This window comes from Alcaligenes sp. LTN-3, assembly GCF_059735605.1.
The window spans coordinates 1414232-1427762 of sequence record NZ_JCAPDN010000001.1; the positions used below are offsets into that span (position 1 = coordinate 1414232).

The 13531-nt window shown below is 55.4% G+C and carries 11 protein-coding genes; 7 read left to right on the plus strand and 4 right to left on the minus strand.

Going from position 1 to position 13531, the window contains the following annotated elements:
• Positions 1-41: 41 nt before the first annotated feature.
• Positions 42-1358, minus strand: a complete 1317-nt coding sequence (locus AC6I6N_RS06660; RefSeq protein ID WP_429647014.1) for an MFS transporter — start codon at positions 1356-1358, stop codon at positions 42-44.
• 334 nt (positions 1359-1692) lie between these two features.
• On the opposite strand from AC6I6N_RS06660, the gene AC6I6N_RS06665 reads away from it, so the two are divergent.
• Entirely contained in the window at positions 1693-2412 is a 720-nt protein-coding gene (locus AC6I6N_RS06665) for a C40 family peptidase (protein WP_395013561.1), read from the plus strand.
• Between the two features lie 109 nt (positions 2413-2521).
• Here AC6I6N_RS06665 and AC6I6N_RS06670 read toward each other — a convergent pair whose 3' ends face one another.
• The 3 genes from AC6I6N_RS06670 to AC6I6N_RS06680 form a co-directional block, all read right to left on the minus strand.
• On the minus strand, positions 2522-2857 hold the full coding sequence (locus AC6I6N_RS06670) for a DUF2325 domain-containing protein (RefSeq protein WP_009456553.1): 336 nt from the start codon (positions 2855-2857) through the stop codon (positions 2522-2524).
• 204 nt (positions 2858-3061) lie between these two features.
• Positions 3062-4012: a CysB family HTH-type transcriptional regulator gene (locus tag AC6I6N_RS06675; protein ID WP_094197285.1), complete on the minus strand. Its 951-nt coding sequence runs from the start codon at positions 4010-4012 to the stop codon at positions 3062-3064.
• A gap of 86 nt (positions 4013-4098) precedes the next feature.
• Positions 4099-5592, minus strand: coding sequence for a CoA-acylating methylmalonate-semialdehyde dehydrogenase (locus AC6I6N_RS06680; protein WP_094197286.1), 1494 nt, complete (start codon positions 5590-5592; stop codon positions 4099-4101).
• Between the two features lie 165 nt (positions 5593-5757).
• On the opposite strand from AC6I6N_RS06680, the gene AC6I6N_RS06685 reads away from it, so the two are divergent.
• The 6 genes from AC6I6N_RS06685 to AC6I6N_RS06710 all read left to right on the plus strand — a co-directional run bounded on the left by AC6I6N_RS06685 (position 5758) and on the right by AC6I6N_RS06710 (position 13528).
• Positions 5758-6651, plus strand: coding sequence for a LysR family transcriptional regulator (locus AC6I6N_RS06685; RefSeq protein WP_094197287.1), 894 nt, complete (start codon positions 5758-5760; stop codon positions 6649-6651).
• A 269-nt stretch (positions 6652-6920) separates the two neighbouring features.
• Positions 6921-9197, plus strand: a complete 2277-nt coding sequence (locus AC6I6N_RS06690) for a TonB-dependent siderophore receptor (protein WP_429647010.1) — start codon at positions 6921-6923, stop codon at positions 9195-9197.
• A 5-nt stretch (positions 9198-9202) separates the two neighbouring features.
• Complete coding sequence (locus AC6I6N_RS06695; RefSeq protein WP_497943326.1) at positions 9203-10354, plus strand: ABC transporter substrate-binding protein; 1152 nt, start codon at positions 9203-9205, stop codon at positions 10352-10354.
• Positions 10351-11412, plus strand: a complete 1062-nt coding sequence (locus tag AC6I6N_RS06700; RefSeq protein WP_429647006.1) for a FecCD family ABC transporter permease — start codon at positions 10351-10353, stop codon at positions 11410-11412. The genes AC6I6N_RS06695 and AC6I6N_RS06700 overlap by 4 nt, the downstream gene beginning before the upstream one ends.
• A complete protein-coding gene (locus AC6I6N_RS06705; protein ID WP_249459784.1) occupies positions 11412-12218 on the plus strand; it encodes an ABC transporter ATP-binding protein in 807 nt (268 codons plus the stop codon). The genes AC6I6N_RS06700 and AC6I6N_RS06705 overlap by 1 nt, the downstream gene beginning before the upstream one ends.
• Positions 12215-13528: an LLM class flavin-dependent oxidoreductase gene (locus tag AC6I6N_RS06710; RefSeq protein ID WP_429647004.1), complete on the plus strand. Its 1314-nt coding sequence runs from the start codon at positions 12215-12217 to the stop codon at positions 13526-13528. The genes AC6I6N_RS06705 and AC6I6N_RS06710 overlap by 4 nt, the downstream gene beginning before the upstream one ends.
• Positions 13529-13531 lie beyond the last annotated feature (3 nt).

The window sequence follows — 13531 nt, forward strand, 5'->3', positions numbered from 1 at the left end:
GCCCAGCTTAATTTTATATAAACGTAACGTGCCTTACTTACTCAATCCTGACAACTGAGATCGGCTTGATTCTTGGCCAAAATGCCACGCGGAAAATTCAAACGCGACAGGATCAGCAGGCCCGCCAGAAAAAACAATCCCGTGCAGGCCAGAGCCAAACGGTGGTTTCCACCACTTAACCAAGTCACCAGACCATAAGACAGCGGACCACATACGGCAGCCAACTGAATGGCAAAGGTCCACAAGGCGAAAAACTCGGCCAAACGGCTCTTGGGTGCCAACAAACCCACCATGGCCCGACCCGCACTTTGACTACTTCCTATACATAGCCCGGCAACGGCTGCTGCGGTCCAAAATCCGGCCAAAGAACGCGTACTGACCGCAATCCCCACCATGACTAGCCAAGCGCACAGCGTCAGTGCCAACGCACGCCGATGGCCAATGCGATCTTGTACATGGCCAAACAGCAACGCCCCCACCGCTGCCGCGATATTGACGGTAAAAATCAAGGCCATGGTTTGCGCCATCGTAAAGCCCATGGCCTCAGTGGCGTACACCGCTGACAAGGTAATAATGACGGCAATCCCAGCCTGATAGGCAGCTCCGCACAACAACAAGGTGCGGAAATCGGGAAAATGCTGATGCACATCGCGCGCCGATGCAATCAAACGCGACAGCATGCCTTGCTGCTCTGCGCCACTAGGCGCACTGCGTTCGCGCAGAAACAAAAAAGAAGGCAAGGCCGACAGAGCAAACAAGGTAGCCGTAATCAAAGCAATGCCCGGTACATACTCCTGAGCCGTCCAGCCCTGCGACGTTGCCCAGGTCAAGAAACCGAGAGACAGCCCCAAAGCCAACATGCCCCCAAAATAGCCAAAACCCCAGCCCCAACCGGAGACTCGTCCCAAGGCGTCAGGCCGAGCGATTTCCGGTAAAAAAGCGCCGATAACGGACTCGCCTATGCAGTAGCAATAATTGGATAACGCAATGAAAACCAGAGCCCAGACAATGTCATTGGGGCCGGCCCAATACAACATCACGGTTGCCAACACGCAACCTATGGTGCTGCTAAACAAAAGTCGTCTTTTGCCTTGACGGGCATCGGCTTTTGCACCAAGTCCGGGCATGGTCAACATGATGCTTAAATACGAAGCAGACAAGGCCAAGGTCCATGCCAAGGTAGCCCAATTGCGGCCTTCAGCGATCACACCTACAAAATAGGCACTGTAAACACTGGTCAAAATCACGGTGGTGTAGCCAGAGTTTGCAAAATCGTACATAGCCCAAGCCCACAACTCACGCAGCCGTACTCCTTCATTTAGTGCTTTCCCTAGGGCTTGTCCTATAAATCGCATCATTCAATCTCTATAAACAGTAAAACTTCGCTCTATTTCGGTTAATTTCCTGCAAGCCACCCAAAAGAGCACTGGACCCATGAACAGGGCTTGAAAACCGCTGCCAGCCACACTTTGCAACTGTATGATTCAATCGCAAAATACACTCCTACAATGCTTTACGGTGCAATTATCATCCGGTACACTGCTTAGCACTCAACGCACAGCAACGTTCGGCAAAGTATGGTGCTTTTAGCCATACTTACAGCCCTGATACCCATCAATTGCTGCTAATTTCAGCAAAAATAGGCATCAAGGTTGTGCTGCTGCCCACCAAGTCCTTAAAAAAGCCCTGGTCATGCCGCCACATTACCTGAATCCACCCGCACTTTTGCATATTACTTATCGCAGCGCCAAGTATCTTTTGTTAGCCGGTGCGCTAGCCTTAACCGGGTGCGCCACCACTGGAACTCAACAGTCCAGCCAGAACAAAGATCGTGCAGAGCTGGATCACGCTTACTACGCCGATTACGAATTCCAGACCGAGTCCGACCCGTTAGGTACGTATCTGGCCAATCGCGCTCGCAACGACATTAATATTGCGTATAGCAGCGATCGTCGCCAAGGGCGCACCGAAAGCCGCAGCAGCCGAAACGCTTCCTCTAACCATGGCTTGGCCACCACTGCCCTTAATTTTCTGGGCGTGAAGTACAGCTTTGGTGGCGACGCTCCCAGCACTGGCTTTGATTGCAGTGGCCTGGTGTCTTACGTCGCTGAAAAATCCCTGGGACTGAAACTACCCCGCCAATCCAAAGACATTGCTAAAGAAGGCATCTCAGTTAACCGTAGCGAGCTGCGCAAAGGCGACCTGGTGTTCTTCAATACCCGTGGCGCTCGTTTCTCTCACGTAGGCATTTACTTGGGCGATGACAAATTTGTTCATGCGCCTCGCACTGGCGCCGTAGTACGCGTTGAGAGCATGCAAGTGGGTTACTGGAAAAAACGCTATAACGGTGCACGGCGTTTGGCCGCTGCCGATACCCAGCAATCCGAAGCCCGTCTGCGTAGCGTCAAGTAAAGACAGCCCTGCTGCCATTTCAGGCAATACACAAAAAAGCCACTGTGATGAAACAGTGGCTTTTTTTCTTACAGATTCCTTCTTTGCCCCAGTAAGTCATGCCGCCAATCTAGTGGCTCTTGGACTTACCGAGCGGACAAGACTCACAATAGCCGCATTGGGTTAAGGCTTGCTTCATACTGCAAACCGAGCGTCGGCAGGCGACCACTCGAATACCGGACTTCAAGGCAGCGGCCCGGAAGGTTTTCATGACGTTGTGACCCAGGAAATCGGTCAGGAGAATCAACAAATCGGTGCCCGAAGGCAACTGCAGGGTTTTTTTCTGATGCGCGGGATCACGCCCGCTAATATGGTGTTTGATCGAAATATTGTGGATCTTGAGCAGGTCGGGAATATTCCCCAGACGGTCTGCTCCAACCACGACTGCACTGACGTATTGAGACACAGAAAGCTCCATTGGCTAAGAAAGTTGGATAATGATAATCATTCTTATTATCATAGTCAATTGAGTCGATAGCTTGTTTCAATTTTTACTTATTACCTTCGACCATAAGTCCTTACCAACTTTGCAATCATCCGCTGGCAGCACAAACAAGAAGAGCCACCGTGTAAACACGATGGCCCTGTTACCAGCTCAACAGCCGCTGCTTTACAACGGGCTACCAGTCTGCTTTTCATCCAGAGCGCTAAGCACCACATCGCGGGTCAATTCCGGTGCCAACATCTCCAGCAACTCGAAAATGTAGTCACGTAAGAAGGCCCCGGCTTTCACCGCTACCTTGGTATGGTGCGCGCCGAACAAATGCCCTGCTGGCAGGCCCACCAAACCCTTGTCACGACGCGGATCGAACGCGATGCCTGCGATGATACCGATACCCAGACCGACATCAACGTAGGTCTTAATCACGTCAGCGTCAATCGCCTCCAGCACAATGTCCGGAGTGATGCCGTGCTTGGCAAAGGCTTCATCAATCGAACCCCGACCCGAGAAGGCATGGTCGTAAGTCACGATGGGATATTGCGCCAGGGTTTCGATGGACAGTTGCTTGTTGGCAGGCAGATCAGCCAACGGATGATCCGGCGTCACCACCACCGTGTGCTCCCAGGTGTAGACCGGCAAAGCGACCAGGCCCGGCGTCAAGGCCAGGGTTTCAGTTGCAATCGCAACGTCGGCCTGCTCGTGTAGCACCATCTGGGCCAGCACGGGTGGGCTACCTTCCGCCAAGGACATATGGACCTTGGGAAAGCGACGCCGGAATTCAGGGATCACCTTGGGCAGCAAATATCGTGCCTGGGCATGGGTACAAGCAATGACCAAAGTGCCCTCATCGCGGCGGGCGAAGTCGTCGCTGACACGCTTGAGGTTGTCGATCTCGCGCATGATGCGGTCAATCACCTCAGCGACGGCTTCGCCCGGTCGGGTCAGGCCCTTAATGCGTTTTCCATGACGTTCAAAAATCTTGATGCCCAGCTCATCTTCAAACTCGATGATCGCCTTGGACACCCCCGGCTGGGAGGTATAAAGCGAACGAGCGGCTTCAGTCAGATTGAAGTTACGTCGGATGGTCTCTCGGACAAAGCGGAATTGTTGAATATTCATATGTTAATAGCCCCAGGTACAGGACTATTATATGTAATAAGAAGCAGCCCGCTTATTGCATTAAGTTATATATATAGATGCAACCATTACGTCATGCTGATGGTTGTATTCATTGTATTGGCGTGAGCCTGCCAACGAGCCGTGACGGTTTTGGTCTGTGTCCAGAACTGAACAGCCTGTTTGCCGTTCGGGCCCAGATCACCCAACTTGGACGCACGCGAACCCGTGAAGCTGAACCAGGCCACCGGCACAGGGATAGGGATATTGATACCAATCTGGCCTACGTCGATACGGTTCTGGAAGTAGCGCGCATGGCCGCCATCCTGGGTGAAGATGGACACGCCATTACCATTGGGGTTGCGGTTGATGAACTGCACCGCTTCTTCCAGGGTGTTGACGCGCACAATGCACAGCACAGGCCCGAAGATTTCTTCTTCGTAAATGCGCATGTCGGCTTTCACATCATTGAAGATGGTTGGGCCTACAAAGTTGCCGCTTTCATAACCTGGCACCTTCACGCCACGGCCATCGAGCAAGAGGCTGGCACCTTCCTGTACCCCAGCTTCAATCAAGGACTCCACACGCTGACGAGCACGTGGCGAGACCAGTGGGCCCAAATCGGCCTGACGATCAGTACCGACATTGACCTTCATGGTTGCGGCACGCTTGACCAGCTCATCGATCCACTCGCCGGTTTCACCAACCATGACGGCCACCGAAATCGCCATGCAGCGCTGGCCTGCCGCACCAAAAGCAGCACCCAGCAACTGGTTGATCGCTACATCACGATCGGCATCTGGCATCACGATGCAATGGTTTTTAGCACCCATCATGGCTTGCGAGCGCTTGCCTGCCTCCGTCGCACGACGGTGGATCTCGGTGCCGACAGCAGTCGAACCAATAAAGGACACGGCTTTGACTTCGGGGTGAGTGACCAAGGCATTGGCAATCTCTGCACCGCCGTGAACCACGTTCAGCACGCCTGGCGGCAGACCGGCTTCCAGAGCCAGCTCGGCCAGCATCAGACTGGCGCTAGGATCCTGCTCGGAAGGTTTGAGCACGAAGGTATTACCGCAAGCCACGGCCAGCGGGAACATGAAGCACGGCAGCATCACCGGGAAGTTGAATGCGGTCACGCCTGCACACACGCCCAAGGGTTGGATCAGGGTGTAGACATCAATACCACCTGCGGCGTTTTCTGCATACTCGCCCAACTGCATCGAAGCAATAGAACACGCGTATTCGATCACCTCCAGGCCACGGCCTACTTCACCTTCAGCATCGGGCATGGTTTTGCCGTGCTCACGCGAGATGGCCTCAGCCAGCTTGGTACTGTTTTCACGCACCAGACGCTGCAGATTCAGCATGACGCGCATGCGAGCGCCCTGGCTGGAATGGCGCCAGCTTTCATAGGCTTTGGCCGAGCTGGCAATAATGGTCTCCAGCTCTTCCATTGTGGCGTAAGGCACTTGGGCCACCACTTCCTGGGTGGCTGGATTGAGCACATCGTCCCAACGGGTGCTCTTGGATTGAACATGTTGTCCATCGATCAGCAAAGGTACACGAACCACTTCCGTCATAGCATGTCTCCAATGAATTGCTCAGGCGGCTAAGCCTTATTTGTTATCCCACTTGTATGAGGGTTCTCATCGAGTGTAGAAGCCTCAAGACCCGTTTACCATGATGAAAAATGCACAGGAGCTGGGCATTTATGCACAAGTCTTTTTCAAGGCGGGCTCATCACGATGGACTGGGATAATCTGCGTTATTTTCTGGAAGTGGCTCGCTGCCAACGAATCAGCGTCGCGGCCCAGAGGCTGGGCGTGCAACACAGCACCGTAGCCCGCCGTATTCAAGCCTTGGAGCAGGAATTGGGCTTGCGCCTGTTTCACAAGTCCACCGTCAGCGGCTATAGCCTGACCAGTGAAGGGCTGAATCTGCAGCAACGCATGGAGCCAGTAGAAAACCGCTTGCTGGCGGCACGAGATGCGATTACCGGCAAGGCCAGACCTTTGACAGGTAAGCTGCGCCTGGGCTGCACCGAAGCCTTCGGCAGCTATGTACTGACACCCTTACTCAGCATTTTTCAGACTCAGTATCCGGAGCTGACTCTGGAGCTGCTGCCCGTGCCCCGGCCTATCAGCCTGTCACGTCGGGATGCGGACTTGGCCATTGCACTGGAGCGCCCCCAGCGTGGGCCGTACTGGTGCACGCGTTTGGCTGACTACAGCTTGCGGCTCTATGCCCATCAAGATTATTTGAATAGCCACCCACCCATAGAAAGCGTGCAGGATCTGTCTCGGCATCGCTTTATTGCCTATGTAGATGATCTGGTGTTCAGTGACAGCCTGCGCTACCTGGAGGAAATTGTCCGATCTGCCGCCGTACGCTTTCGTAGCACCAGCGTGATTGCACAGTATCAGGCTACCTTGCAAGGGCAAGGGATTGCCGTGCTGCCCTGCTTTTTGGCGAAAACCGATCCACGCTTGCGCTGTGTTCTGCCCGATCAGGTGGAGTTGCGTCGCCGCTTCTGGATGTTCTGCCATGAAGAGCAACGTCAAAATCCCAGCCTGACCCGGTTGTGGCACTTTCTGAAGCAGTCGGTGGAAGAGCGACAAGATTTGCTGGATGGGGCGTAAAGATCAGCTTCCTTCTATACACCTCAAAGCATAGAGAAAGACCGAGCCTGCCTCGGTCTTTTTACATTTACCTCCCTAACTCATGCAGACCCCGCCTCAGGCGCCGATTCCCAGCCGTAGCCTCACTCCTGAACGCTTAATTCCCTCCTTCCGCATTCTGCTTAATTTTTAAGTAATGCGAATTATTTACATTGACCGACGGTCGGTCGATAATTACAATCACCTCCGCTTGGCCTTCTGATCTCTCCCACACCTCAGGAAACGTTGTTATGAACTCCCATTGGTTTTCCAGAACCCATTCGACAGAAATGGGCTGGTCGGCTTCACCTCGTTTGCGCTACACCGCACTTGCCACCACTTTAATGTTGATCAGCGCACAGTACGCGCAGGCACAAACCACCGCGCCGTCCTCTCAAAAAACCACTACATCCAACGCCCAGCAGCAGTCCGACGATGTGGCTACCCTGCCTTCAATCACTGTCACATCCCAGAGTGGCTCAGACACGGAAAACGGCCCGGTACAAGGTTATGTGGCAGAAAAATCCCGCATCGGTACCAAGACCAGCACCTCCATTCTGGAAACACCCCAATCGGTTTCCGTTGTGACTCGCGAACAAATGGATTTGCAACAACCCACCAGCAGCAGTGCTGCCTTGCGTTACGCTGCCGGTGCGACCAGCGAACGCTATGGTGGCTTTGGCAGCTATCTGGATATGACCCGTATTCGCGGTGTGGACGCGGACTACTACCTGGATGGACTGCGTGTTATCGGCAACCCCGGTAGCTGGCTGCCCCAAGTAGATGCCTATTCTCTGGAACGAATTGAAGTGCTGCGCGGGCCTGCCGCCGCCATTTATGGTCAGGGAACCGGCGGCGGGATCGTGAATCAAGTCAGCCGCAAGCCGCAGGACGTCGCCGCCCATGAACTGAATATTCAATATGGCCGCTTCAACCGCAAGCAACTGGGCTTTGACAGCACCGGCCCCATGAATCAGGACGGCACCTTACTGTACCGAGTTACAGCCAGCGGGCTGGATAGCGAAGGCCAAATTGAGGACACACGCCACAAACGGCTCTACCTCGCCCCCGCCATTACCTGGCGTCCCAACACGCAAACATCATGGACAATTCTGGCTACCCACTCGCGTGAGCCCGAGTTGCCCAACTACAACAGCCTGCCCGCTGCCGTTCTGGGTCTGGAGGGCGGGGCTTATCCTGAAGTGGACCGTCATCGCAACTTCACGGACAGCAACTTCGCCCAGTCCTCCCGCAAGCAGAACTCCATCAGCTCCTTGTTCGAGCACGAGTTCGACAATGGCTGGAATTTTGTCAGCAACGCTCGCTATATGTATGTGCAGTCCAATATTCAGCGCGGCGTAGTGTATGGCTATCAGGACGTCAATGGCATGCCGCAGTTGAAAGGCTCGTATGAACTGACGCCCGCCAAGGTCAACACCTTTTCGATGGACAACTATCTGCGCGGCGAACTGAAGTTGGGTGCCACCACGCACACGGTTCTGGCTGGCATAGATTACTCCAAGGGTACCCTCAGAAACGAGCTGTACAGCGTTGGCCCCATCCTGTTTGACCCGTATGGCGACATTCACCACCCGAATATCTACCCGGACTTCACCGCCAGCTACGCTGCACCCTGGAAAGTCCAGCAGAACTTCACCCGCGTTGGCGTGTATCTGCAAGACCAGATTGCTTACGGGCGCTGGCGTCTGACCTTGAGTGGCCGCCACGACTGGTCCAAAACCGACGATCAGACCCACAGCTACTCCCCCACTCCGCGCGACACCCATCAAAACGACAAGAAATGGAGTGGCCGCGCCGGTTTGAGCTACCAGTTCGATATGGGCCTGGCTCCCTACATCAGCTACGCCACTTCCTTCGATCCGATCCTGGGTACCAATTACAAAGGTGAAGCCTTTGTCCCTATCGAGACCAAGCAAACTGAACTGGGTATCAAGTATCACCCTGCTGGATCGAAAACCTTGCTGAGTGCTGCCGTCTTTCAGCTTGAGCAAACCAATGTCAAAACAGCGGATGCCAGCCATCTGGGTTTCAACACGCAAGCCGGAAAAGTGCGTACCCGTGGCCTGGATCTGCAAGCTACAACCGAGCTGGCCCGTGACCTGAACCTGATTGCCAGCTACACCTATCTAGACAACGAGCTGGTGCAAGACGCGAGCTATCAAGGCAAGAGCCTGACACAAACGCCCAAACACAGTGCCTCCCTGTGGATGGACTACGCCTTCAAGCAAGGTCTACTCAATGGTCTGCAAGTGGGAGCAGGCGTTCGCTATCTAGGCAAAACCTATGGTGATCCCACCAACAAGCTGGAAGTCCCCTCGGCAACGCTGGTGGACCTGGGCCTGAACTACAACCTAGGCATGCTCTCTCCAGACTTGAGCGGCGCGACCCTCAGCCTGAATGTGAACAATCTGACGAACAAGCAGTACATCGCCAGTTGCACCTCTCGCCTATATTGTTTTGTTGGTCAGGATCGAACCATTACGGCCAGCCTGAACTATCGCTGGTGATCCCTTTGTCTGCACAACGCTATACCCGACGCGATGTCCTGACTCGCCTCCTGGCGGGTGGGGCCTTGCTCGCCAGCCCAAGTCTGCGGGCTGGCACTGCCAACGTCATTGAAGATATTGCGGGACGCCGCGTCACGCTTGGCCAACCCATCAAACGGCTTTTGCTGGGCGATGGGCCCTTGGCCTATGTGATGGCCCTGCTCAAACCCGAAGATCCCTTTGGTGGCATTGTGGGCTGGGGAGATAACTTTCGGGCGGCGGATCTAGATGGCTATCAAGCGTATTTGGACCGCTTTCCGAGCATAGACCGCATTCCCACCTTCTCCAGCCGAACAGTGGACTCTATCGGCACCGAATTGGCCATTTCATTAGAGCCCGATGTTCTCATCATGAACCTGAGCTCCAAGCCTGCCGCCGAATCCTCGGGTTTGATGACGCGCCTGACCCAGGCCGGTGTGCCCGTGGTGTTTGTGGACTTTCGCACACGCATGTTTGGCAACACCGCCCGCAGCATCCTGATTCTGGGCGAGCTACTGGGATGCCAGGCACAGGCACAGAGCTTTCTGGACTTTCGACAAACGCAAATTGATCGGGTCAGCACGGCCCTGCAGTCCCTTCAGCACCGGCCCACGGTCATGATTGAACGCGCCGCCGGACTATATGATGACTGCTGCCTGAGCTATGGCGATGGCAACTTTGGCGAGCTGGTTGCCGCAGCCGGGGGCGACAATCTGGGCACCCGCTTTCTGCATGGCACGTTTGGCACGCTACATCCCGAACAAGTCATTGAGTCCGACCCGGATATCGTGTTGGTCACTGGCGCAAACTGGGCTTTGTATTCGCCAACCGGAGATTGGGTCAATCTGGGGCCAGGGGCCGATCCCGAGCAAGGCCAGGCACGCCTGCGACGCTTGATGAAGCGCCCCGCCTACCGCTCCCTGTCAGCCGTACAGAAAGGCCGAGTTCACGCCATCTGGCACCCCTTCTACGACAACCCCTACTACTTTATTGCCCTACAACGTATCGCCAAGTGGCTGCATCCCGAACGGTTCCGCACACTGGACCCGGACGCTACGTTTGACGAGCTGCATCAGCGCTTTCTTCCCGTTTCTTATCAGCCAGGCTATTGGCTTAGCCTGAGCGGAGTTTCCCCATGAATCCCCTCCTTGTTTCGGGGTCAGCCCCGTCAGGTCGGCAGTTTTACACCCGCCTGATTCATCGCCGGCGGCTGTTGCTACTGACAATCAGCGTTCTGACCCTGCTCTGTTTTCTAGCCGACTTGTCCTTGGGGCAAGCGCATTACAGCCCAACCCAAGTGCTGGCGGCCTTATGGGATAGCCAAGCGCCCCTCTCCGTCCAGGTGATTCTGTGGGATATACGCCTGCCAGTCGCGTTGACGGCTTTAGTCGTTGGCGCCAGCCTGTCCGTAGCAGGTGTACAAATGCAGACCGTACTGGGCAACCCCTTGGCCAGTCCGTTTACCCTGGGCCTGTCTGCAGCAGCCAGCTTTGGGGCGGCACTAGGCTTGATTCTGGGTGTCAGTATCTTGCCAGCATCCGCCGTCTCATTTGCCATTCCCGTCAATGCCTTTCTGGTCTCCATGCTGGCGGCCTTGTTCATTTACCGGCTAAGCCAAAAACGGGGTATCACCACCGAAATGATTGTGCTGCTGGGCACCACGCTGGTCTTTACTTTCACCGCCTTGCTGGAAGCTTTGCAATACGTGGCCCCCGATCAGGCCCTGTCTGCCGTGGTGTTCTGGACCATGGGCAGTTTGTCGCGCAGCAATTGGCTAAAACTGGCCATCATGAGCGGCATATTGCTGACGGTCTCCCTAATCTTTGCCCGCCACGCCTGGGCCTTGACGGCTCTGCGGCTGGGCGAGGCCCGCGCCAGCAGCCTGGGAGTTCCGGTGGCTCGCTTGCGCCTAAAAGGTATTTTGCTCGCAAGCCTGCTGGCCTCTGTCTGCGTCTCCTTTGTGGGCACGATAGGTTTTGTGGGTTTGGTCGGCCCTCATATTGCTCGTCTGCTCGTGGGTGAAGATCAACGCTTTCTGCTGCCCGCCTCTGCACTTTGCGGTGCCTGCATGCTGTCGGCTGCCTCGGTATTGAGCAAGACACTGGTGCAAGGACAAGCCCTGCCCATTGGCATTGTGACCTCATTGGTTGGGGTGCCTTTATTCTTCATCTTGATTCTGCGTACAAGGAAAGTCTAATGGACCTGCTCAACGTCACCAATCTGTCCGTATCCTTTGCCTCGCGCCAGATTCTGCACAAGCTCAGCTTTGGTCCATTGAAGGCAGGCTCCCTCACCGCCCTGCTGGGCTCCAATGCCGCCGGAAAATCGACACTGCTCAAGTGCCTTGCCGGGGAGCTGGGTGGAACGGGGCAGGTAGAAGTGCTGGGGCAGCCGCTGGAATCCTGGCCCACTTTTCACCCCCATCGCCCGGCTCATGTTCCACAAGACATATCCATGAACTCGTCCCTGCGTGTCTTTGAGGCCATCCTGTTGGCCAGCAAGCAAGGCGGCGGCTGGGGCGTAGAGGATCAAGAGCTGGATAAGGTCAGCCAGATGCTGAAAAACCTGCAAATTCAGGCTTTGGCAGACCGTGAGCTGGCTGCGCTGAGCGGCGGACAACGCCAACTGGTGTCAATCGCACAAGCCCTGATTCGCCAACCCCGCTTGCTTTTGCTGGATGAACCAAGCAGCGCGCTGGATCTGCAAAACCAGTATGAAGTTTTTGACTTACTGCGCCGTGTCGCTCAAGAACAAGCCATGTGCATTGTCATGGCCATCCATGACTTGAACCACGCCCTGCGCTTTAGCGACTGGGTAGTGGTCCTGCATCAGGGTCAGGTTGAGGCCATGGGACCTCCTTTAGACGTCCTGACCCCGGAGCTGCTGGAAAAAGTCTATGGCGTACAGGCCCGCGTGGAGATGTGCTCGCAAGGCCATCCCTTCTTGCTGGTGGATCAATCTGTACGTAAACAACTGCGCTTTCAAACACAGGTAGCTTCATGATCACTCCCCCCTTGATTCTTTTAGCCATGCCCAGCATTCATTCAGGCGCCTGGCGGTATCCTGGAGCGCATCCGGGTTTCCAGACCGATTTTGAACAAATGAAATGGTTCGCCCAAACCCTGGAGCGGGCCTGCTTTGATGGCCTGTTCCTGCCCGATACACTGGCCATCCGGGCCGCCCCCGTGGAAGCACTGATGCGGGGACACAGCACGGTGACGCTGGACCCGTTAACCCTGCTGCCGGCCCTGGCCGCCGTTACCGAGCATCTGGGCCTGATCGCCACGGCCAGCACGACCTACAACGGGCCCTACATGCTGGCCCGCCGTCTGGCCTCGTTGGACCGCATCAGCGCAGGCCGCGCAGGATGGAACCTGGTGACCTCCAGCAATCCCAATGAGGCCGCCAACTTTGACCTGGAAGAGCATATGGAGCACAGCGCCCGCTATCATCGCGCCCGTGAGTTCTGCACGGTCATGGATGGCTTGTGGGAAAGCTGGGAAGAAGATGCCTTTTGTCGGGACACCCAGACCGGCCAGTATTTCCAGCCCTCCAAGATGCAGGTTCTGAATCATCAGGGCGAACATTTCTCGGTGCGTGGCCCCTTGAACGTCGAAAGACCTGTCCAAACCCGTCCCGTCATCGTGCAAGCAGGAGCATCAGAGGCAGGACGCCAGATTGCTGCCGAAACCGCCGAAGTGATCTTTACCTATCAAACAGACCTACCTTCGGCCCAGGCGTTTTATGCCGATATGCAAGCCCGTGCCCAGGCGGCTGGCCGGGAACAGGCTTTGAAAATCATCCCGGCTGTTTTTGTAGTCTTGGGAGACAGCCTGGAGCAGGCCCAGGCCAAACGACGCCAATTAGATGAGCTGGTTGACCAAGCCAGTTGTCTGGCTACCTTGTCCATTGCTCTAGGACACGATATTTCCGGCTATGACCGTAACGGCCCTCTGCCAGAAATACCGGACAGCAATGCCAGTAAAAGCGGCCGTGAGCGTGTGGTGCAACTGGCAAAAACCGAAAATATGAGCATTCTGGAACTGGCCAGGCGGATTTGTGGCTATCAAGGTTTAGAGATGGTGGGGACCGCCAGCATGGTGGTTGACCAGATGCAACATTGGCTGGAGCAATCGGCGGCAGATGGCTTCAACATCATGTTTTCCCATCTGCCTGGGGGCGTCTGCGAGTTTGCCGAGCAGGTCGTGCCGGAGCTTCAAAGACGGGCTTTACTACGAACTCGCTATGCAGGCCGCAACTTTCGAGAAAACCTGGGTTTGCTAAAACCGGCTCCAGGTTACTCGCGCCGCTAAGCC

Bases quoted from the DNA above. Each gene is read 5' to 3' on its own strand.
- AC6I6N_RS06710 (WP_429647004.1), top strand. From the start codon at position 12,215: ATGATCACTCCCCCCTTGATTCTTTTAGCCATGCCCAGCATTCATTCA.
- AC6I6N_RS06705 (WP_249459784.1), top strand. From the start codon at position 11,412: ATGGACCTGCTCAACGTCACCAATCTGTCCGTATCCTTTGCCTCGCGC.
- AC6I6N_RS06660 (WP_429647014.1), bottom strand. From the start codon at position 1,358: ATGATGCGATTTATAGGACAAGCCCTAGGGAAAGCACTAAATGAAGGA.
- AC6I6N_RS06690 (WP_429647010.1), top strand. From the start codon at position 6,921: ATGAACTCCCATTGGTTTTCCAGAACCCATTCGACAGAAATGGGCTGG.
- AC6I6N_RS06685 (WP_094197287.1), top strand. From the start codon at position 5,758: ATGGACTGGGATAATCTGCGTTATTTTCTGGAAGTGGCTCGCTGCCAA.
- AC6I6N_RS06680 (WP_094197286.1), bottom strand. From the start codon at position 5,592: ATGACGGAAGTGGTTCGTGTACCTTTGCTGATCGATGGACAACATGTT.
- AC6I6N_RS06675 (WP_094197285.1), bottom strand. From the start codon at position 4,012: ATGAATATTCAACAATTCCGCTTTGTCCGAGAGACCATCCGACGTAAC.
- AC6I6N_RS06700 (WP_429647006.1), top strand. From the start codon at position 10,351: ATGAATCCCCTCCTTGTTTCGGGGTCAGCCCCGTCAGGTCGGCAGTTT.
- AC6I6N_RS06665 (WP_395013561.1), top strand. From the start codon at position 1,693: ATGCCGCCACATTACCTGAATCCACCCGCACTTTTGCATATTACTTAT.